Consider the following 18609-nt stretch of genomic DNA (forward strand, 5'->3'; position numbering starts at 1 on the left):
CTGCGGGTGAAATCCCTTCGGGACAGCGCCGGTTCAGCGCTGGGTCAGCGTCCAGATGGTCGGGGTCTGCTGGTCGGGCGGGTTCTGCACGAGACGCCCGTCGGACGTCGCGTCGAGGGTCATGCGCGTGATGGCGTTGGTGAGCACGTAGCCACCGCCGGCGCGGGACACCTGCCAGCGCTGAAGGGTGCTCTTCGCGTCGCAGGTCTCCTGTGTGACCGCCGAGCCGGGCTGCAGCGGCACGTTGAGGGTGAGCCTTCCGCTGCGGGTCTCCAGACAGCTCCCGGTCGCGGTGGACTTGAGGGTGAGATAGCCGTCCGGGGTCCGGGTGAGCTCGAAGCCGGCCGCCTGAGTGTGGTGGCGAGTGTCGGCGAGGGTGTACGTGCCGTCGGCGACGGGCGGCCGTGTCAGGTCGCGCTGTCCCGGTGCCCGGCCGACGGCCTCGGCCCGTGCGGTGAAGCCGGTGTACGTCGCGTCGGGGTGCGGGTCGCTCCACGTCGCCTGCGCGATGTGGCTCAGGGGCAGCCGGGCCGCACCGGCGACCTCGTTCTCCGTCTCGCCCCGCCCGTTGTCGGGCCACAGGCTGATCTTGGCGCCGGTGATGCCGTCGCGGGAGGCGAGCTTCTCGCCCTCGAAGCTGCGCGGATCCCACTGCTCGTCGTAGAGCTTCCGCGTGTCGGTGTGGAAGCCGCCGCGCACGAGGTAGAGGGCGTAGGCGGCGTTCATCACGGGGTAGCCCTGTGCGATCAGCTCACTGGGCTTCACCTTGACGCCGAGCCAGTGCTCGACGGTCGTGCCGGCCGTCACCGGGACGGTGTTGGCGCCGGTCAGGCCGTCGTTCCAGATGCGCAGCCGCTTGCCCTTGCTCGCGGCGTACTCATCGACACGGTTGACGAAGTCGATGAACGCGTCCTGGGGCGTGGCGTTCTCGCCGTACTTCTTCTTCGCGTACGCGTCGATCTGCGGGTACTTGGCGAAGTCCGAACCGAGCATGTACTCGTCGGCGCCCATGTGCCACCACTTGGCGGGGAACACCTCGCCGTACTCGTCGATGAGGCTCTTGTAGTAGTCGAAGGCCGCGGGTGCGGTGATGTCGAGGCGGGACGGCTGCGGCTTCCCGTCGGAGTCGGTGAGCTGCAGGTCGGGGCGGTTCTCGATCCAGGGGTCCATGTGACCCGGGGAGTTGATCTCCGGAACGATGGTGACGTGGTACTTCTCGCCGAGCGCGACGAGGCGGCGGATCTCACTCTTGGTGTAGTAGCCCCAGGTGTTGGCCTCGGGGTGCCGGTCGCTCTTCACCTTCAGCTCGACGAGCAGTTGGTTGAGCTTGTGGTACGCCATGTCGCGCACCAGGTTCTCCATCCAGTCCGTGGAGATGTGCACGTAGCAGGCGCAGACGCCGACGCCGCGTTCCTTGTACCGGGGCACGTCGACGGTGCGTCCGGCCGGCACCCGGTCGCCCTGGGCGAGAAGCTGGAGGAGGGTGCGGGTGCCGTAGAGGGCTCCGGCCTCGGCCGCTCCGGTGATCTCGAGCCGCTGTGCGGCGCGGAGTTCGTAGCCTTCGGCGCCCAGGGATCCGCTCCGTGACGGCTCGACGTCGACCACAATGTCGCCGGCACGGGACGGACCGCCGGTGACCGGCACGGTGCCCTTGCCCGCGGCGTGCAGGTCATCGGCGAGGGTGGCGGCGACGCGGCGCGAGGCGGCATCGTGCGCGACCAGGCGGGCGCCGGGACCGTAGGAGTAAGTACCTTGTCCTGGCGTCCAGTTGGTGAGGCTCGGCAGGGTCCGGGGCATGGGGTCCTGGGGTGCCGCCCGCGCGAGGGGGGCCGGTGCCGCAAGCAGAAGGAACGCCGCTACGGTGCCGATCAGTCGGTGTCTGCGTCGCCTGGGCGTGATCTTGGAGCTCGGATCCGTCATGAGGTCCGATGATTCAAGCCCTGCGGAGGGAGTGTCAATGGATCGTTCCTTGCAATCACTTGGACATCTCGCAAAACTCATCGGATGAATCAGAGGACTGAGCTACCGAACGCACGGCGGGCGGCGGACGGACCGCCACCGCCCGCCGCCGCTCGCTCACAGGTTCACCCCGTCACGTCTCAGCCGCTCCACTCCACCTTGAACACCCACACGTGTTCGCCCGCCGCGCGTGCCGCCGCCGGCACGTCCACGACGAACGACCCGCCCGTGGTGCGCCAGTTCAGCGGACGGTCGTAGCCGAGCATCATGACCTTGTCCCCGGCCCTGACCGGCACAGCGGCCTCAACCGTGAGTGTCGCGCCCGGCTCGGCGAGCGAGTGGATGTAGAACGCCTTGTTCGGCCTGACCGTGAACCGCAGGTCCTCGCCGAGCTGCGCCATCCGCGACCAGTACGTGGTGTCGTAGATGGCCTCGCCGTTGGTCTTGAGCCAGTGGCCCGTCTCGCGCAGCCGGGTCTGCATGATCTCCGGGATGGTGCCGTCGGCGCGCGGCCCGATGTCGAGGAGGAAGTTGCCGTTCTTCGACACGATGTCGACGAGGCTGTGCACGACCTCCTCGGTCGTCATGTAGCGGTCGTCGGGCGTCTCGGCGTTGTAGCCGTAGCTGTACGGGTCAAGGCCGCGGCTCGACTCCCACTTGGCGACGACCGTGTTGTCGTACGTCGTGTACTCGGGCGTCGTGAAGTCGTGGAAGCCGATCCCGGAGCGGTTGTTGACGGCGACCTCGTACGGCTTCGGGCGGTTCTTGCCGTGGTTGAAGAACTCGGCGAGGACGTTGTGCGAGTCGTTGACGCCGCCGATGTCGCACCACAGGAGCTGCGGGTCGTAGTCGTGGATCAGTTCCAGCATCTGCGGGGCCTGGAAGCCCTTCACGTAGTCCTTGCCGGACGTGTAGCCGGTGTAGGGGACGGGCTCCAGGGTGTACGGGTTGCGCGGGGCGTGCCCCATCCACGGGTTGTCCGGGTTGAACCACTCGGGCATCGAGAAGTACAGCCCGCGGTGCAGCTCGGGGGTGTAGCGGCGGGACGCGTCGAAGAGCTCCTTGATGATGTCCCGCTTGGGGCCCATCTTCACGGAGTTGCGGTCCGACAGCTTGGTGTCCCAGAGGGCGAAGCCCTCGTGGTGCTTGGACGTGAGGACGTGGTACTGGGCGCCCGCGTCCCGGAACAGCTCGACCCACGCGCGCGGGTCCCACTTCTTCGCGGTGAACATCGGGATGAAGTCGTCGTACGCGAAGTCCTCGCCGTACGTGGCCTTGTGATGTGCGTACGTCGGGTTGTTCGGGTCCTGCATCTGGTCCCAGTACCACTCGGCGTACTGCTTGCCGACCGGCGCCCACGCGGGCACGGAGTAGACGCCCCAGTGGATGAAGATGCCGAACTTCGCGGAGTGGAACCAGTACGGGGCCTGGTGTCCGGAGAGCGACGCGTCGGTCGGCTGGTAGTCGGGGACGCCGAGCGTGAGTTTCCTGGTGCTGGCGGCGGCCTGGTGTCCGCGCCCGGTGGCGACGACCTTGCCGTCCTGGACGGTGCCGGGCGCTGTGCCCGCGCGGTTGCGGATACCGACGCGGACGCGGGCCTGCTCACCGGGGGCGAGGCGGGTGACGCGGGCGGGCTCGACGGTGCGCGCGCCGGGCACGTCGACGCTGACGGTGAGGGCGTCGGCGGTGACGATGCCGACGGTGCCCGCGTTCACGACGGTCGCCTCGACGCTCTGCGCGCCGGTGGACTCAAGGAGCGAGAACGTGGAGTGCGCGTCGCGCAGCGCCAGCGCCCGGCCCTGCGCGGCCGGCTGGAGCGAGAGCGCGAAGACGTGGAGGGCGGTCTTGTTCGCCTCGGCCGGGTTCAGCTTCGGCAGCGTGATGGCGACGGCCTCGCGCTGCGCGTCGAGGGGGATCTCGCTGGTGCCTATGCCTACGCGGCTGGTGTCCTTGGTGCCGTCCGGCTTGTAGCGGTAGGCGGCGGAGAGCGGGCCGCCGGCCGCGTACCAGTCGGCGCCGCCGAGTCCGGCGCTCGCGGTGGAGCCGTCGGCATAGTGGACGGTCGCACTGCCGGACGCGTTGCCGTAGCTGCCCGCGGTGAGGAACAGGGCGGACAGATAGCGGCCCTTGGGCAACTCGACGCGCTGGCCCATGGCCACGACGTTGTTCTTCGCGCCCACCGCCGACGACGGGAAGACGTAGGCGATCCCGTCGACTTGGACAGGCCCCGCGGGGAGTTCCTCGCCGGGGAAGGTGTAGCCGCTGCCGTCGAAGTCGCCTCCGCGGGCGTCCGCGGTGTCGACGCCGTCGTTGTCGAAGAGGGCGTCGAGCGGAACGGGCACCGGGTCGGGGACGGGCTCCCAGACGGCGTCCGTGGACGCGGTCCGGGCGGTGGCCGTCGCGTCGGACGCGGCGGCCGGTCCGGCGGCGGCGAGCGGTACCGCGGCCGCGGCTGCTACGGCCGCGGCCGTCCCGAGGACCTGGCGTCTTGGGTACGAACTCATACTCAGCACTCCCTGATGCGGCTCAAGGCTGGGCATTCATCGGAGGTCTGATGATGGTAGGGGTCCGTGGGCGCGTCAATGGGCCGCGCAGAGGCGGGAGTTGAGAGAGTGATCCGATGACCGCTCATCCACGGCGGGCCGTCAGCGGACATCCGCAATGAATGTCCGAAAACGGCCGTCTGTCAGTGGGGGCGAAGAAGGCGCGAAACCGGTCTCCGGGGACCTGTCGCCGTCGGGGGCCGGCGCGTCACAGCGCGCGGTACATGATGTGCAGCCCCACTCGGCCGTGCCGCGCGTGTTCGTACGCGTCCGGGACCGTGCCCAGGATCGTGAAACCGAGGGAGGTCCAGAGGCCGACGGCGGGGTTGGTCTCGACGACCGCGTTGAACACCATGGCACGGTAGCCGTCGGCCTTCGCGCGCTCCAGTACGTGCTCGGCGAGGGCGCGCCCGATGCCGCGGCCGCCCTGGGCGGGGTCGACCATGAAGCCCGCGTTCGCGATGCCGACGGCGGGACCGCCGTAGTTCGGCGCGACGTAGGCCGAGCCGACGACTACGCCGTCCGCCTCGGCCACGTACACGCGCTTACCCGGACCCATCCACAGGGTCCGGGCCTGCGCCTCGGAGGTGTCCGGGTCCCAGGCGTACGTCTCGCGGGATCCGACGATCTGCCGCCAGAACGGCCAGATCTGCGCCCAGTCCTTGTCCTCTGCGTCCCTGATCAGCATGTACGTGAGTCTGGCACGCGGCCGGTCAGGGGCGGTTACGGGGCCGGGGTCGGTCAGTCCACGCTCGGCAGGATGTGGGGCTCCGCGAGGTCGTCCTCGTAGCCCGCGAGCCTGATCGGGGCCGAGCGGGCCCACACGTCGAGGCTGCCCAGCTTCTCGGGCCGCCGCCCCACGCGCTCCGTGCGTTCTCGGGGGCGCTGCTCGCGATTCGTCTTCTCTGGTGTCACCGCGCACTCCTTGTGTGTCGGGTAACCCTGTCCGGCGCGCCACGCCCGGCGTTCCCGTCGGGCGTCCGGCGCCCGGTCGGGCTGGTTTCGATACCGGTTCGGGCGCGGTGGCGCCGGTTTCCTGCTTGGGCGGCCCGGGATCGGGCCGTCCCGCGACGGACCACGGGTGCTGGTAGGACCACGTTTCGCTGTCCGTCGGCTACAGACAGAGTAACCATATGAGCAGGACCCCGCTCGATGGGGCCGAAACCAGGGAGACGGCTGGGGGTCGCCGGGGATTCATTCGGCCACCGGCGACCTCACACGCGACTGGGTGACGACTACGTGGGGTCCGGCCGGTCCGTGTTGATCGATCGCCCCGGATCGTCGGTCGGCTCGGCCGACGGCTGGGACGTCACATACGGCGAACCGGACGGCTCGGCGGGGGGCGGAGCGGGCGGCAGCACGCCTCCCGGGGGCGGCGGTCCGGTGGGGCTGGCGGTGGCGGTGCCCGCGGCCTCGTTCGCGATGGCGTCGAAGTCCACGTCGCCCGTGTTCTCCAGCATGGTGATGTGGTCGAGGACGGTCTGGTTGGCGTCGGTGGCGAGCTCGCGGACGAGGGTGTTGCGGGTGGTGTGGCGGACCTGGGCGATCAGCGCGAAGACCTTTCCGTGGGAGTCGCGCAGCAGGTTGGCGAACTTGTTCTCGTAGTCCTTGCCGCTCGCAGCGCTCAGCTGGTCGAGCCAGCCCTGCTGCTGCGGGTTGGGCTGGTTCGGCAGCTCGACGCCGAGCCGGCCCGCGACCGAGCGGACGCGCTTGTCGAGGTCGGTGTGGCCGACGACGAGGTGGTCGCCCGCCATCCTGATCGCCTGCGTCGGCGCCCGCTCCATGGCCTGCTGGCCGGCCGGTATCTCCCAGAGCCCGGCGAGCCGCACCTTGACCAGGAAGTCCCGGTCGGTGGCCGACAGGGGACCCCATTGGGTGGCCACGCTGCCCGCGTTCAGATTGGCCGCCCCGGTGCCCGAGCGGTCGGCGTACGACCAGATCGGAAAGGCGAGCGCGCCCAGGGTGGCGACCAGGGCGGCGAAGATGAGCGCGGTCCCGTTGATGCGTCGCAAGCAATCCTCCCGATACCGGCGTCAACTCGCCGCGGGGGCGAGCTACTTGTTGGTACGGGAGGGTACGGACGTGACAGGCGTGGCGTTCAGGGTTTCGCGCCCCCTTTTTTTAGCCCGGTCCCCAGAGGGCGTCGGCGAGCGCGACCCCCGCGAAGGCGGCGCCGAGGCCGACGGCGACACTCGCGACCACGTTGGCCACGGCGAAGAGCCGCGCCCCGTCCTCCCCGAGCCGGAGCGTCTCGTACGAGAACGTCGAGTACGTCGTCAGGGCCCCGCACAGGCCCGTGCCGATGAGCAGCTGCACCTGCGACGAGGCGGCGCCCGCGGCAACGGCGCCGGTGAGCAGGCCGAGCACGAGGCAGCCGCAGGCGTTCACCGTGAACGTCCCCCACGGGAAGACGCTGTCGTGGCGGGTCTGCACGGCCCGGTCGGTGAGATAGCGCAGCGGTGCGCCGACCATCGCGCCGGCGATCACGAGGAGCCAGTTCACGCCCTCGTTCCGCCGTTCTCCCGGCCCACGTACCGGATGACCTCACAGTCGTCGAGGACGACCAGGCCCTGTGACACCAGCTCGTCCAGCTCCGGCAGGAACGCCCTGACCCGTTCCTCGGTGTCGACGATCACGACGGCCATGGGCAGGTCCTCGCTGAGCGAGAGCAGCCGCGAGGTGTGGATCAGGGACGATGCCCCGAACCCCTCGATGCCGCGGAAGACGCTCGCCCCCGCGAGGCCCGCCTTGTGCGCCCGGTGCACGATCTCGCTGTACAGGGGCTTGCGGTGCCAGGTGTGGTTCTCACCGACGAAGACCGTCAGTCGCAGGGCACGGCCGGTCAGTCGCGTCATCGCTTCCTCCACACCAGTACGCAGCGCGTCAGCGCCACCCCGAGCCCGACCGCGGCGAGCGCCGCCAGGAGCGTCGCCGCGAGGTAGATCAGGCCCGTAGAGGCCCGGCCCGCGTCCACCAGCTGCTGGATGTCCACCGCGTACGTGGAGAACGTGGTGAAGCCGCCCAGGACGCCGGTGCCGAAGAACGGCCGCACCAGGCGGTGCGCCGTCCACACATCGGTGATGATCACCATGAACACGCCGATCACGAAACAGCCGAGCGCGTTCACCCACATCGTCGTCCACGGGAAGGCGCCGGGCGAGGTGGGCCACAGGAGCGCGGCGCCGTAGCGGGCGCCGGCGCCGAGGGCGCCGCCGAGAGAGACGACGGCCACGACCGGGCCCTGCGCCCGCAGGGCCGCGCGCCGCCGGGCCGGCACGCGCAGGTCGAGGTCCGGATCACTGGGTTCGTCCGCCGCCGGGGACTGCCCGCCTGTCATCCGTGCCCGTCTCCTCCTCGGCCCAGTGCCGCGTCACCAGTGAAGATCACCGTCTGCGGTCAGCTTATAGCCGGTCCGGACTCGCCGTTAATGTCCCGTTGTCCCCGGCGAAAGCTGGCCATGGTGTCCTGCCGGAACACCGGCTTACGGGTCCCAGGGAGGAGTCACACATGACACGGGTCGAGCTGCGCAGCGTCGACGAGCTGATGGATCTTCTGCACGCCTGCCGCGGCGCGTGGGACACCCCCGACCGCAGCGGCGACCCCGTCGACCTGCACGACCACGCGCTGCAGACCGCCGCGCTGCTGCGCCGCGGCCACCCCAGCGACAAGGAGCTCCAGCTCGGGGGGCTCGTCCACGACATAGGCCACCTGCTGCGGCCGGGCGACGACGCGGGCCACGCCGACACGGCGGCGGCCGCCGTGCGGGGGTTGCTCGGGGAGCGGGTCGCCCGTCTTGTGCAGCTGCACGTCCCGGCCAAGCGCTACCTGGCGACATCGGATCCGGCGCGCGGCCTGTCGCCGCAGAGCGCGCTGACGCTGGAGACGCAGGGCGGGCCGATGACGCCCGAGGAGGCGGCGGCGTTCGCCCATGACCCGCTGGCCGACGACGCGGTGACGCTGCGTCAGGCGGACGACGCGGGCAAGGTCGTGGGGCTCGACGCGGGGGTCATGGAGGACTGGCGGCCCGTGGTGGAGCTGGTCGCGCAGGGGCTCCATTCCACCAACTTCACACCATCGCTACGTAGTTGACATGTCGGACTGACGCCCCGTCATGAGACCGTACGCCCCATGACTTCGGAGCTCTCGCTGGAAGGCAGGGTGGCCGTCGTGACCGGGGGGTCGCGGGGCATCGGCCGGGCCGTCGCCGTGGCGCTCGCGGCGGCCGGGGCGCGGGTGTGTGTGACGGCGCGCGATCCGGACGGGGTCCGCGAGACCGTCGCCGCGCTGACGAAGAGCGGCGCCGAGGCCACGGGACTGGCGGGGTCCGTCGCCGACCCCGCGCATCTGTGGGAGCTGACGGAGCGGGCCCTCGACACGTTCGGCCGGCTCGACATCCTGGTGAACAACGCTGCGACCAATGAGCCGTACGGGCCGCTGATGGAGGCGGATCCGGAGGTCTGGCGCGAGGCGTTCACGGTCAACGTGGAGGCGCCGCTGCGGCTTGTGCAGTGCGCCTGGCGGGCCTGGATGTCGGAGCACGGCGGGGCCGTGGTGAACATCTGCACCGAGGGCGCCGGACACGTCGGCCCGCGCGTCGGCGCCTACGGGACGAGCAAGGCGGCGCTGCTGCATCTGACACAGCAACTCGCGGGCGAACTGGCCCCGTTGGTGCGGGTCAACTCCGTATCGCCCGGGCTCGTGCGCACGGAGATGGCGCGCTTCGTGTGGGAGCACGCCGAGGAGTCCGTGGCGGCGGGGCTGCCACTGGGCCGGATCGGGGAGCCGCAGGACGTGGCCCGGGCGGTGCGCTGGCTGGTGTCGGACGAGGCGGCCTGGGTGACGGGCGCCGACCTGCTGGTGGACGGCGGAACCCGGGTCAGGGCCGCGTCGCCGGACCTGACCGATTCCGTCCACCAGCAGCTCCGCCACCGGCTGCCGGACACTCGCTAGGGCACTACCACTTGCCGGGCGCGTAGTCCTTCATGAAGACGCCGTACAGGTCCTCGCCCGCCTCGCCCCGGACGACCGGGTCGTAGACGCGGGCCGCGCCGTCGATCAGGTCGAGAGGAGCGTGGAAGCCCTCGTCGGCGAGGCGCAGCTTGTCGTAGTGCGGGCGCTCGTCGGTGATCCAGCCCGTGTCGACCGAGGTCATGAGGATGCCGTCGGTCTGGAACATCTCCTGGGCGCTGGTCCGCGTCACCATGTTCATGGCGGCCTTCGCGGCGTTCGTGTTCGGGTGCCCCGCGCCCTTGTAGCCGCGGCCGAAGACGCCCTCCATCGCCGAGACGTTCACGACGTACGCGCGTCCGCTGGACGCCTTCTTCGCGGCGTCGGCCATCGCCGGGCGCAGCGCACTGATCAGGATGAACGGCGCCGTGTAGTTGCAGAGCTGGGTCTCGAGGAGCTCCACCGGGGAGATCTGCTCGATCGTCTGCACCCACGTGTTGCTGTCGACGACGTCGGGGACGAGGCCGCCCGCGTCGATGGCGCTGCCGTCGCGGTGCCGGGCGACGCTGGCGTTGCCCGCGACCAGGGCGAGATCGGCGACCTTCTGGGCGTCGATGCCGGAGATACCGGCGGGCAGCGCGGTCAGGCCGTCGACCGCGCCGGAGTTGAACGCGCCGATGACGTGGTGGGCGGGGAGCTCACCCGCCGGCAGCGGGGCGCTCTCGCCCTCGACGAGGGCGGCGTACGCGGAGGGCAGCCGGCGTACGGTCTGCGTCGCGTTGTTGATGAGGATGTCCAGCGGGCCCTGCTCGGCGACCTGCTCGGCAAGCGCCACGGCCTGGGCCGGGTCCCGCAGGTCGATGCCGACGACCTCCAGGCGGTCCATCCAGTCCGCCGAGTCGTCCATCGCCTTGAAGCGGCGGATGGCGTCCTTGGGGAAGCGCGTCGTGATCGTCGTGTGCGCGCCGTCACGCAGCAGGCGCAGCGCGATGTACATGCCGATCTTGGCGCGGCCGCCGGTGAGCAGGGCGCGCTTGCCGGAGAGGTCGGCGCGGATGTCGCGCTTGGCGCGGTTCACGGCGGCGCACTCGGGACAGAGCTGGTGGTAGAAGTAGTCGACTTCCACGTACCGGGCCTTGCAGGTGTAGCAGGAGCGGGGACGCTGGAGTATCCCCGCCAGCTTGCCCTCCTCGACCTGCGAGGACGGCAGAAGGCCCTCGGTCTCGTCGTCGATGCGCTCGGCGGAGCCGGTCGCGGTCGCCTCGGTGACGGCCTTGTCGTGGGCGGTCTTCGCGGCGCGGCGCTCCTGGCGGCGGCGCTGCTTCACGGTCCGGTAGACACCGGCCGTGGCGCGCCTGACCCGGATCGCGTCGGGGTGGTCCACATCCAGTTTGTCGAGTTCGTCGAGCACGCTCAGGCAGACGGCCAGCCGCTCGGGGTCGATCCCGGGGCCGAACGACTCCTGCGACACCACCATCGCGTCGGTGGCGCCCGTCGGGCTGTCCTCTGTCATCGTCATCGCCGCTGCGTTCCTCGCGTCACTCGGACCGCGGCGTGCTGTGAGTGACCGCGGATACTCCCAAAAGGCGGAACCTTACAACCTGCTGTCGACATTCCGCCAAGTGGGCAGTTTATCCCGCTCCCGGGCCCTCCCGGGAACGCCGGTCCTTGACCTTGATCAGTTCCGGCCGTAGGACGCGGCCCGCCCCCTCCCCCGTCAGGACGGACCGCCCCCCGTCAGACCGTCCCCCGCACCGTCTCGCACACGCGCACCAGCGCCGCGAGTTCCTCGCGGATGCCGGTCGCGAGTACGTCCAGGTCGGGGACCGCGGCCGCGTCGGCGACCAGGCCGTAGTGGACACGCCCCCGGTACGTGGACACCGCGACCGCGAGGGACTGTCCCTGGGCCAGTGGCGCGAGGGGGTAGACCTCGGTGAGCGGGCAGCCGCCGAGCCGCAGGCCGAGGCTCGGCAGCGGCACGCTCGTGACGAGGATGTCGAACAGGAGCCGGGCCGCCTGGGCGACGACGGGCCCGCCGATCATGTGACCGAGCGGCGGCACATGGTCGGCGAGCAGGGCCACGGCGCCGGCGCCGCGCTGCGGGCCCGCGTCCTTGTTGTGGTCCATGGCCGTACGGACCGCGCGCAGCCGGGCGAGCGGGTCCCGCTCGTCGACCGGCAGCTTCACCAGGTAGCCGGAGAGCCGGTTGCCCTGGGGGTGGGCCGTGCGGGGCCGGCGCCGCGAGACGGGGATCAGGGCCCGCGGGCGTACCCCTTCGCTGCCGTTGCCGCGCTCGTCGAGCCAGCGCCGCAGGGCCCCGGCGACGACGGCGATGAGGACGTCGTTGACAGTGCCGCCGACCGTCTTGCGGACCCGGTGCACATCGTCGAGTTCGAGGACGACGCCCTCGGTGCTGCGAGTGCCCGTGGCGTTCGAGGAGAAGGCGGGCGAGGTGTGCACGTCCCAGGTGGCGCGGACGACGGAGGTGCCGATGTCGAGCGCCGTGACGGCACTGGAGGCGCCCTCCCGCAGGAGGCCGGGCAGCTTGCGCGGGTCGAGGTCGCCGAGCCGCAGGTCGCGCATGCCGGGGAACGGCAGCCGGAACCCGCGGGGAGCCGCGACGGCGGGCGCCGTACGCGAGACGGGCAGGTCCATCGGGTCCATCACCCCGGCGGCGAGCGTCAGCGCCCGCAGCCCGTCGGCCAGCGCGTGGTGGAACTTGAACAGGACAGCGAACGAGGTGCCGTCCGCGCCCGGCAGGACATGCGCCTCCCACGGGGGCCTCGCCCGGTCGAGCGGCCGCTCCATCAGGGCGCCGGCCGCGGCGTGGAAGTCCGCGGTGGGCTCGCCCAGCCGTACGTGGTCGAGCGGGTCGAAGTCGGGTACGGGCACGCGTGCCGCGCCGCCGACGGGGATCCGTACCCCCTGGATGCGCATGCGCAGGCCGGGGACCGCGGGGGCGCGGGCGGCGAGCAGCTCCACCGCGTGCTGGACGTCGCCCGGCGAGCCCGCGGCGAACACCCCCAACGCGCCCAGGTGCATCGGGTGTTCGGCGGACTCGATGTTCCAGAAGGCCAGGTCGAGTGGCGCGAGGAGGTCCGGGCTCGGCGCGGGCCGAGAGTGCTGGGACTGCTGAGAGTTCACTGAGGCCGCTCTCGCGTCGACGTCGGGGGAAAGCAGTCAACCGCTCTCCAGTGATTACGGTCAAGTACGATCAAGCTACACACAGTAAACAACAGATTAAGACCCGCCCCCTCGGTGAAGGGGCGGGTCTCGTGGTGCTGGTGGGGCGTGCGGTGCGGTTACTTCAGCGCCGGCGGCGCCGCTTCGGCGGAGGTTCCCCAGGTGGAGGGCTTGTCGCCGACCGTGAAGGACAGCTCCCGCAGCCCGCGGATGTCGTCCGTCGTCAGATACGTCTTCCCCAAAGCGGTCCCGTCGGTCTGCGCCGACTGGATGTACCGCGCCGAGTCCGACGTCCCCGGAGCCTTCACCGTGAGGCGGCCCTTCGGGTAGTAGCGCCGGTCGAGGGTCACGTCCACCCGCTCGAAGACCGGGGTCGACAGCCCCCAGGTGTCCGTGCCGGGCTGGACCGGGAAGATTCCGATCGACGACAGGACGTTCCAGGCGGACATCGTCCCGAGGTCGTCGTTTCCGGTCATGCCGGTCGGGGCGTCCGTGAAGAGCGTGAGCGCGGCGTGCACGACATCGGTCGTCTTCCAGGGCTGACCGGTCGAGAGGTACGTGTACGGCGCGATCAGGTCGGGCTCGTTCTGCGGGTTGTACTTGTCCGCGTTGTAGTAGTCGTACGGACCGTTCACCCACACCTCACGGGCGGTCTTCGCGGGGTCCTGCACCAGCTGGTCGTACGCGAAGAACGAGTCGAGGCGGTCGTTGGCCGGCTCGGTGCCGCCGATCAGGCCGACCATCCCGGGCAGGTCCTGCGGGACGAGCCACTGGTACTGCCAGGACGTGCCCTCGTGGAAGCCCTCGCTCTCGGCGGGGTCGGCCGGGCCCGTGAAGGTGCCCGCCGCGTCCCGCGCCCGGAAGAAGCCGGTCGAACTGTCGAAGATCTTCCGGTAGTTCTGCGCCCGCTGTGTGTACCGCGCCGCGTCGTCCTTGTGGCCCAGGTCCTTCGCCATCTGTCCGAGCATCGCGTCGGACAGCGCGTACTCCAGGGTCGCGGAGGCGCCGTGGTCGTAGTCGGAGTCGCCCGGCTTCACATGCGCGCGGTCCTTGATGTAGGGCGCGAAGCCGTCCGCGATGTACTCCTTGTTGGCCTCGCGGCCGACCGGCGCGGAGTCGGCGGGCGGGACCCCGTCGGCGTTCTTCTTCAGCGCGCGGTACGCCTGCTCTTCGTACCCCTTGAGCAGACCCTGCTGATAGGCGTTCGTGAGGAAGGGAGTGACCGGGTCACCCGTCATGATGTTCGTCTCGACCGTGCCGTACCCCCACTTGGGCAGCCAGCCGCTCTCCTCGTCGATCTTGATGACGGAGATCGCCATGTCGCGGGACTCGCGCGGCGCGAGCAGCGACAGGAGCTGCGCCTGCGTGCGGTAGGTGTCCCAGAGGGACCAGTTCTGGTAGTACGTGTAGCCCTTGGCGCGGTGGATCTTCTGGTCCCAGCCGGTGTAGCGGCCGTCGACGTCGCTGCCGATGTTCGGCGCGAGGAACGAGCGGTACAGGGACGAGTAGAAGGTGCGGCGGAGCGTGTCGCTGCCGCCCTGCGCCTTGACGTCGTCGAGCCGGTCCTCCCACGCGGCCTGCGCGGCGTGCTCGACACGGTCGTACGAACGGCCGCCCTCGGAACGGAGGTTGAGCGCCGCGCCCTTCGCGTCGACGTACGAGATCGCCGTGGTCGCCTCGACGCTGCGGTCCTTGGACGTGTCGAAGCGCACGAACGCGCCGCTGCGTTCGCCTCCGGCCGTCGACTCCTTGGAGCCCTCGGTGACGGCGTCGCCCTTCCAGGTGCCCGACGTGGTGAACGGCCGGTCGAAGCGGGTGATCGTGTACACCGTGTACGGCTTGGTGTCCTGGCAGAAGCCGCTGCCGGTGATGGCCGTGCGCACGGTGCGGTTGTCGAGTATCTCGACCTTGGTGTTCAGGGTCTTGTGCAGCGACTGGCCTGCGTTGATGAGGACGTTGGCCTTGTCGGTGGCGGGGAAGGTGTAGCGCTGCACGCCGGTCCGCTCGGTCGCGGTCAGCTCGGCCTCGATGCCCGTCTTCAGACCGACCTTGTACGAGCCGGGGCTCGCCTTCTCGTCGTCGTGGCTGAACTCGGCCGCGTACTTGGCGTAGTCGGTCGACGTGATGTCGCCGGTCGTGGGCAGCACGGGCAGATCGCCGCCGAGGCCGCAGCCGACACCGGACAGATGCACGGTGGAGAAGCCGCGGATGTGGTTCTCAGAGTAGTCGTAACCCGTGTTGTGGCCCGTGTCGGGCGAGAACTGCACCATGCCGAAGGGCACGGCGGCGCCCGGGTAGGTGTTGCCCTCGTTCTCGGTGCCGATGAACGGGTTGACCAGATCGGTGAGCCGGCCCTCGTCGGACGCGGCCGCCTGGGCCGACGGCACGGCGAGCGCACCGCCCAGGAGCGCGGCCGCCGCCACCGCCGTCCCCGCTCCGCGCAGCCGTTGGGTCCATCTCATGGCGAGACCGCCTCCTAGAGTCCTAGACAACGTTGTCAAAGCGCAGCGCGATCATTCTTCTGGCGCGTGCGTGTACTCGTCAAGGGACGCGACAGCGGGAGCCTTCGAACGAGACACGGCACTGGGCACCCGCCGACGAGGGGTCAGGACCGGTCAGACCACGACCTGCCGCCCCTTCCCCAGTGCGATCACCCCGCCCTTCGACACCGTGTACAGCTCGGCGTCCCGCTCCGGGTTGACGCCGATGGTCGCCCCCGGCGGGACGTCCACGTTCTTGTCGAGTACGGCTCCGCGCACCACGGCGCCCCTGCCGATCCGCACGTTGTCGTGCAGGACCGAGCCCTGGACGACGGCGCCCTCCTCGACGGTGACACCCGGAGAAAGGACGGAGCGGGTGACCTGGCCGCGGATGACGCAGCCCGGGCTGACGATCGACTGGCCCGCGATGCCACCCGCGCAGAACTTGGCGGGCGGCAGCTGCCCGGGGTGCGTGTAGATGGGCCAGCGCCGGTTGTCGAGGTTGAAGGCGGGCTTGTCCGAGAGGAGGTCGAGATGGGCCTCGTAGTACGCGTCGAGGGTGCCGACGTCGCGCCAGTAGCCGTGCTCGTGGGGCGTCTCGCCGGGGACATGGTTGCCGTCGAAGTCGTAGAGCTGGGCGACACCGCGTTCGGTGAGCATCGGCAGGATCGAACCACCCATGTCATGAACGGAGTCGGGCGTCTCGGAATCCTGCTGCAACGCGTCGATGAGGGTCTTCGTGGTGAAGACGTAGTTGCCCATGGAGGCGAAGACCTGGTGCGGGGAGCCGGGGATGCCGGGCGGGTCGGCCGGCTTCTCGAGGAAGCGGTCCACGCGCGTGCCGTCACCGGCCGGCGTGATGATCCCGAACGCCGAGGCGTCCGCGCGGGGTACGCGGATACCCGCGACCGTGACGCCCGCGCCGCTCTCGATGTGCTGCTGGAGCATCTGGCGCGGGTCCATGCGGTAGACGTGGTCGGCGCCGAACACCGCTATGTAGTCGGGCTGTTCGTCGTGGACCAGGTTCAGGGACTGGAGGATGGCGTCCGCGCTGCCGAGGTACCAGCGTGGGCCGAGGCGCTGCTGGGCCGGGACGGGCGTGACGTAGTTGCCGAGCAGGCTCGACATGCGCCAGGTCGTCGTGACGTGCCGGTCGAGCGAGTGCGACTTGTACTGGGTCAGGACGCAGATACGCAGGATGTCCGCGTTGACCAGGTTGGAGAGGACGAAGTCGACGAGGCGGTACGTGCCGCCGAAGGTGACCGCCGGTTTCGCCCGGTCGGCGGTGAGTGGCAGCAGGCGCTTGCCCTCCCCGCCCGCCAGTACGATCCCGAGCACCGAAGGTCCACCGCGCATCCCAGCCCCCAGCTTCACCTTGAGGATCTATTTCGCTTCGAGGAACTGCTCAGTCCTGCCCGTCTGTTACGCCTTCTTGACCGGCTGCGTCGTGTTGAGGATCTCGTCGTACACGTCGGCCGTGCGCCGGGCCACGGTGTCCCAGCCGAACTCGCGCTCCGAGCGTTCCCGGCCGGCGGCGCCCATGCGGGCCGCCTCGTCGGGGTCGGCCACCAGCCGGTTCAGGGCCTGCGCGAGCCCGCTCTCGAACGTCTGCGGGTCGCGCTCCTCGTAGGGCACGAGGAGGCCGGTCGTCCCGTCGGCGACGACCTCGGGGATGCCGCCGACGGCGGAGGCCACGACGGCGGTACCGCACGCCATCGCCTCCAGGTTCACGATGCCGAGGGGTTCGTACACCGACGGGCAGACGAACGCCCTTGCGTGGGTGAGGAGTTGGACCACTTCGGTACGGGGCAGCATCTGCGGAATCCAGTGGACGCCGTCCCGCAGCGCGCGCAACTCGTCCACGAGGGTGCGGAATTCACGCCCGATGGCCGGGGTGTCGGGCGCTCCGGCGCACAGGATCAGCTGCGCCGACGGGTCCAACTCCTTCGCCGCCCTGAGGAGATGGGGAACACCCTTCTGCCGTGTGATGCGTCCGACGAAGACGACGTACGGGCGGTCCTGGTCGATGCCGATGCGGGCGAGGACGTCCGTGGCGGGGTCGGGGCGGTAGAGGGCGGAGTCGATGCCGTTGTGGACGACGCGGACCTTCGCCGGGTCGATCGCCGGATAGCAGGCCAGGATGTCCTGGCGCATGGCTCCCGAAACCGCGATGACCGCGTCGGCCGCCTCGACGGCGGTGCGCTCGGCCCAGCCCGACAGGGCGTATCCGCCGCCGAGTTGCTCGGCCTTCCAGGGGCGCAGGGGTTCGAGCGAGTGCGCGGTCACGATGTGTGGGATGCCGTGGAGCAACTTGCCTATGTGGCCCGCCAGATTGGCGTACCAGGTGTGCGAGTGGACGAGTTCGCGGCCTTCGAGCGCGGCGGCGATGGACAGGTCCACGGAGAAGGTGCGCAGTGCGTCGTTCGCCCCGTCGAGCGCCTGCCACGCGCGGTGGCGCCGCAGCCCCTCGGCACCGCCCTCGCCCCACGTGTGGACGTCGAGGTCGACGAGGGGGCGTAACTCCCTTGCGAGGAACTCGACATGGACGCCCGCGCCGCCGTAGACGTCCGGCGGGTACTCCCGGGTCAGCAGCCCCACTCTCATGCAGAACCCCCGTCGTCCGTAGTGTGCCCGGCCGCGCACCTTCATGGTCACCCAGAAGCGGCCGGTGGGGAAGAGTGCTGCGGCGGCCGCTCGAAGCAGCAGTCGCCGCAGAGACCGCCGCCGGGGGCACGGTAGATGAGGCAGCAGCTCGTGCGGCGGAAAGCGGTGCCGGTGCGGGTGCCGGTCGCGGCGAGGCGAGGGTCCGCGAAGAGTTCCGTGGTCAGGAGGCGGGCGCGGGTGGCGACGTCGGGGCGCCCGGCGCGGCGCGCCCAGCGGTTGATCTCGCGGGCGGCGCCGGCGAGCGCGGACCCGGCGTTGCCGCGCAGCAGCGGGGCCGAGACGCGGTACCGGGCGCGCAGGGCGGCCGACAGAGGTTCCAGGTGGCGGTCGAGCACGAGCTCCGCGAGGTGCGCGCTGTCGGCGGGGAGCTGCCCCGTACCGGCGAGGAACAGGTCGTCGGGCGCACTGGCGTCGGGGTTCCAGTGCAGCAGCGTGGGGTCGAGGTCGGGGACGCGCCCGAAGAGGGCCGCGCTGCCGAGCGCCACCGACCAAAGGCGCGCAGCGAGGCCGAGTTGGGCGACGGACACCGCGACGCGCGGTTCGGGCACGGAGAGTGCTCGCGCGACCTTCTCGACGCGGTACTCGAGGGGGTCGCGGGCGGGTGCGTCGCCCTGGTACACACGCTCCAGCGTGAGGTGACTTTCCGCTTGCATTCGGTCACGCAGAGCGAAGAAGCCGCCGAGGGAACCGAGTTCGCGCAGGTCGATGTGGACTGTCACGCCCTCAGTACAGCAAGTAGGCGTCCGCAGGTCACGGGTGGGGTGCACTCCGTGTCCCCCACCGGGTGGAGGCCCTGGGGCGGGTCGTACTCCATCGGCAGTAGGACCCAATGC

16 protein-coding genes are annotated in these 18609 nt (G+C 70.5%); 2 read left to right on the plus strand and 14 right to left on the minus strand.

What is annotated here, in order from left to right; all coding sequences use genetic code 11:
* Nucleotides 1-33: 33 nt before the first annotated feature.
* The 8 genes from OG698_RS06970 to OG698_RS07005 all read right to left on the minus strand — a co-directional run bounded on the left by OG698_RS06970 (nt 34) and on the right by OG698_RS07005 (nt 7839).
* Nucleotides 34-1920, minus strand: coding sequence for a family 20 glycosylhydrolase (locus OG698_RS06970; protein WP_406102080.1), 1887 nt, complete (start codon nt 1918-1920; stop codon nt 34-36).
* A 179-nt stretch (nt 1921-2099) separates the two neighbouring features.
* Entirely contained in the window at nt 2100-4463 is a 2364-nt protein-coding gene (locus tag OG698_RS06975; RefSeq protein WP_406102081.1) for an alpha-L-fucosidase, read from the minus strand.
* 247 nt (nt 4464-4710) lie between these two features.
* A complete protein-coding gene (locus OG698_RS06980; RefSeq protein WP_406102082.1) occupies nt 4711-5190 on the minus strand; it encodes a GNAT family N-acetyltransferase in 480 nt (159 codons plus the stop codon).
* 53 nt (nt 5191-5243) lie between these two features.
* Entirely contained in the window at nt 5244-5417 is a 174-nt protein-coding gene (locus OG698_RS06985; RefSeq protein WP_406102083.1) for a hypothetical protein, read from the minus strand.
* A 320-nt stretch (nt 5418-5737) separates the two neighbouring features.
* Complete coding sequence (locus OG698_RS06990; protein WP_406102085.1) at nt 5738-6514, minus strand: DUF4142 domain-containing protein; 777 nt, start codon at nt 6512-6514, stop codon at nt 5738-5740.
* A 109-nt stretch (nt 6515-6623) separates the two neighbouring features.
* A complete protein-coding gene (gene crcB / locus OG698_RS06995; RefSeq protein ID WP_406102086.1) occupies nt 6624-7004 on the minus strand; it encodes a fluoride efflux transporter CrcB in 381 nt (126 codons plus the stop codon).
* Nucleotides 7001-7357: a DUF190 domain-containing protein gene (locus OG698_RS07000; RefSeq protein WP_406102087.1), complete on the minus strand. Its 357-nt coding sequence runs from the start codon at nt 7355-7357 to the stop codon at nt 7001-7003. The genes crcB and OG698_RS07000 overlap by 4 nt, the downstream gene beginning before the upstream one ends.
* A complete protein-coding gene (locus tag OG698_RS07005; protein ID WP_406102089.1) occupies nt 7354-7839 on the minus strand; it encodes a fluoride efflux transporter FluC in 486 nt (161 codons plus the stop codon). Before OG698_RS07005 ends, OG698_RS07000 begins: the two co-directional genes overlap by 4 nt.
* Nucleotides 7840-8009: 170 nt before the next feature.
* Here OG698_RS07005 and OG698_RS07010 point away from each other — a divergent pair, with 170 nt between their 5' ends.
* Nucleotides 8010-8591, plus strand: coding sequence for a metal-dependent phosphohydrolase (locus tag OG698_RS07010; protein ID WP_406102090.1), 582 nt, complete (start codon nt 8010-8012; stop codon nt 8589-8591).
* Between the two features lie 39 nt (nt 8592-8630).
* Entirely contained in the window at nt 8631-9452 is an 822-nt protein-coding gene (locus OG698_RS07015) for an SDR family oxidoreductase (RefSeq protein ID WP_406102092.1), read from the plus strand.
* 4 nt (nt 9453-9456) lie between these two features.
* Here the strand turns inward: OG698_RS07015 and OG698_RS07020 are convergent, their stop codons facing one another.
* From OG698_RS07020 to OG698_RS07045, 6 genes are all read right to left on the minus strand, one after another.
* Nucleotides 9457-10968, minus strand: coding sequence for an SDR family NAD(P)-dependent oxidoreductase (locus OG698_RS07020; RefSeq protein ID WP_399979224.1), 1512 nt, complete (start codon nt 10966-10968; stop codon nt 9457-9459).
* A 218-nt stretch (nt 10969-11186) separates the two neighbouring features.
* Nucleotides 11187-12593 (minus strand): wax ester/triacylglycerol synthase family O-acyltransferase, encoded by a 1407-nt coding sequence (locus tag OG698_RS07025; protein ID WP_406102094.1) that lies wholly within the window; start codon nt 12591-12593, stop codon nt 11187-11189.
* Between the two features lie 158 nt (nt 12594-12751).
* Entirely contained in the window at nt 12752-15094 is a 2343-nt protein-coding gene (locus OG698_RS07030) for a GH92 family glycosyl hydrolase (protein ID WP_406102095.1), read from the minus strand.
* 153 nt (nt 15095-15247) lie between these two features.
* Complete coding sequence (gene glgC / locus OG698_RS07035) at nt 15248-16468, minus strand: glucose-1-phosphate adenylyltransferase (protein ID WP_406102096.1); 1221 nt, start codon at nt 16466-16468, stop codon at nt 15248-15250.
* Between the two features lie 66 nt (nt 16469-16534).
* A complete protein-coding gene (gene glgA, locus OG698_RS07040; RefSeq protein ID WP_406102097.1) occupies nt 16535-17716 on the minus strand; it encodes a glycogen synthase in 1182 nt (393 codons plus the stop codon).
* Between the two features lie 47 nt (nt 17717-17763).
* On the minus strand, nt 17764-18495 hold the full coding sequence (locus OG698_RS07045; RefSeq protein ID WP_406102098.1) for a (2Fe-2S)-binding protein: 732 nt from the start codon (nt 18493-18495) through the stop codon (nt 17764-17766).
* Nucleotides 18496-18609 lie beyond the last annotated feature (114 nt).

It is taken from the genome of Streptomyces sp. NBC_01003 (genome assembly GCF_045162695.1).
Taxonomy (GTDB): domain Bacteria; phylum Actinomycetota; class Actinomycetes; order Streptomycetales; family Streptomycetaceae; genus Streptomyces.